The sequence below is a fragment of the Candidatus Obscuribacterales bacterium genome, from assembly GCA_036703605.1.
In the GTDB taxonomy this organism is placed as follows: domain Bacteria; phylum Cyanobacteriota; class Cyanobacteriia; order RECH01; family RECH01; genus RECH01.
On the sequence record DATNRH010001190.1, the window covers coordinates 1 to 1134 of the forward strand.

Below are 1134 nucleotides of genomic sequence, written 5' to 3' on the forward strand. Positions count from 1 at the left end.
CCTCCTCCTCCTCCTCCTCCTCCTCCTCCTCCTCCTCCTCCTCCGCTGGAGCGCCGCAGCACGCCAGGACTCTTGCGAGGAGTCCTAGGGCTACCCCGCAGGCTAGGGCTGCCCTTTGAGCCAGGGCTGGCTGCTTGGCTAGGGCTGCCCCTTGGGCTGGGGGTGCGCTTGAGTTGGGCGGAGGCCGGGGTAGGGCGTTCTCGCAAGTCGGCTTCTCTTCTGAATCTCTCTGCGCCATCACTGCGCGCGTGCGCTGCTCTCTGTGTACTCCCCGTGCGCTCACTGTCTGCCGGCTGAGGCTGCATGGGCGGCCACGGTGGCGGCGGCACCTTCGGCAGCGGCGCAGCTGCTCTCGGCACTGCCTGGGCCTTCTTCGCCGCTGCTAGGGGCGTTGCTGCCTCGATCTCTGGGCTTGTTGTGGCCACGTTGGTGCTACCTCCCTGTCCGCTGGCCTCTGCTACCGTCTGTACACCACTGGCTTTCCCATGTGCAGGAGGTGACGCTGTTTTGGTGTATCCCCCTTTGGCAATGCCCGATTCAACGGAAGAGTGTTGCTCTGTTCTTGTTGGTACTTCCTTGGTTGAAGATTCCGGCCTTTCTGTCGGTGTAGGATTGGATTGAGTACTAGTCCTTATTCGGGGACTGCTTCTGGAAGAAGTCCCAGCATCTGTTGATTTCTGTTTCTTTGCTGCAGATACAGGTGCGTCCAATGGTCTCTTCCCTGAAGGGACTGCTTCTTGCAATCTAGCGACCAACGCAGCCTTTCGACCCTTGGTCGGCAAATTTAGCTCTGAAAGACGACTACGAAGCTGCAATACCGTTAATGCCTCAAAGTTTTCCATCAGTTGGAATGGATTTTCCAAGTTGAGTGTAACAAGAAACTGTTCAGCTGGATTCGTGGCTGCAATCAAGTTTGTAATCACCCCTCATATCCACACGTAATGCAGGTTCAAGAAGTTATGTGAGAGAGAGTAGGGCGTTTTATGATTGTGCAAGAGCTTGTGTTGGAGGTACGCCAGATATGGTAGTGACAGCCCATTCTAGGAAGGAGGCCATGGTCTGTAGCCACTCAGGGGACTTCATAGACTGAAGAATTAGGATCTACGTAGGGATGTAAAGTTTACCTCTTCGACT

1 protein-coding gene is annotated in these 1134 nt (G+C 55.7%); it reads right to left on the reverse strand.

Going from position 1 to position 1134, the window contains the following annotated elements; translation table 11 throughout:
* Positions 1-425 (reverse strand): hypothetical protein (locus V6D20_24725; protein ID HEY9818987.1); only part of this gene is annotated, 425 nt, incomplete at its 3' end.
* Positions 426-1134 lie beyond the last annotated feature (709 nt).